A 1,258-nucleotide genomic window follows, 5' to 3' on the forward strand; every position below is an offset into this window, starting at 1 on the left:
CGCCGCCGGCCGGGCCGCCGCGGTCCGCGGGGTGCCGGTCGTTGGGATGCCAGCCGTTTCGCCGCCGCGCTGGTAGATCGAGTCGTACCGCTGGTCGAACTGTGATGCGGACATGGTCCCCCTTCTCGCCGGCCTTTGCTTGAATCTACCGGATGCCCGGCGGCGCTGTTAGGCTGTGCGCCATGGGAATTCTGATTTTCGAGTAACCAGGTCTTGGACCGGTCAAGCCGACAACCAAACAAGGCTTGCTGAGGCTGTACCTCGCGAGTGGTTCCCTGATCCCACCCCCGCTCACGCCCGGATGATGCTCCGGGTGTTGTGGCGTCCCGTCTTGACGACCGGTGCGGCGGACCAGTTCCCGGCAGGCTCCTGAAAATACCGAAGGAGAGCCATGACTGACATCGATCCGCGGGCACCAAAACCCGCCGAATCCCGTGAACCAACCATCCACCTCGCTCCGGCCGCCGCGGCCAAACTGACCGAGGACCAACAGGCGAGGCTGGCTTCCCGCCGTGCGGTCAACGCCGGCGACCTGGCCGGCTGGCACAGCATCGGCAACAGCCACAAGCCGAAGCACGCCAGCGGCCGGCAGGGTCCGCCCGAGAAAAAGGTCCGCTGGTAACACCTGCCCGCGAGGGCGCCGGCCGGTGCCCCGGTGGAAGTTTCCGCCGGGGCACTGCCCTGTCCAACCGGGCCACCGTGTATGCGGCAGGCCGGTCCTGAAGGCGACGCCCGCTGGGCGGCGCGCCCTGGGCCTGATATCGCCCTGTGCCTTATATAGGGTGGCAGGAGAGGGCGCCCCGAGCGGGCGGAGCGACGGGAGGAAAACGGCATGAGGCCCGATGTGCGGCGGATGTTGCTGATCCAGGCCGGCAACGTCCTGCAGTTCGCCATCGCCGTGGGCGTCATCGTCGTGGCCATCGACACCATGACGGCCTTCTCGCTGGGCTCACGGCACGACCCGGAGGGCGGCGGAACGTTGGCGGGCTTCGCCCTGGCCGGAGCCATCGCCGTCTTTGTCCTCGCGGTTTTTGCCTACCGGTGGACGGCGCGCGGGGAGCGGTATGCGCCGTTGTTCGCAGTGCTCGGCTGGGCGGTGCTCTGGCTTCCGCTCAGCCTGACGCTGGGCATGGGCGGCGAGGACGGCGTGGGCCTGGCGTACCTGGCCACGCTGGTGTGCGGGGCGGGGATTGTGCTGTCGCTCGTGGCGCTGGGCAGCAAAAAACCGCGCTGATCGGCGAGGCCGGCCGGCACGCGG

General features: G+C 68.8%; 2 protein-coding genes. Both read left to right on the top strand.

Annotated elements, in window-relative coordinates:
* The first annotated feature begins 391 nt into the window (after window positions 1–391).
* Complete coding sequence (locus AC5RUJ_RS16630) at window positions 392–622, top strand: hypothetical protein (protein WP_494128699.1); 231 nt, start codon at window positions 392–394, stop codon at window positions 620–622.
* 210 nt (window positions 623–832) lie between these two features.
* Complete coding sequence (locus AC5RUJ_RS16635) at window positions 833–1,234, top strand: hypothetical protein (RefSeq protein ID WP_494128698.1); 402 nt, start codon at window positions 833–835, stop codon at window positions 1,232–1,234.
* Window positions 1,235–1,258: the final 24 nt, after the last annotated feature.

The sequence above is a fragment of the Arthrobacter sp. Y3223164 genome, from assembly GCF_059091005.1.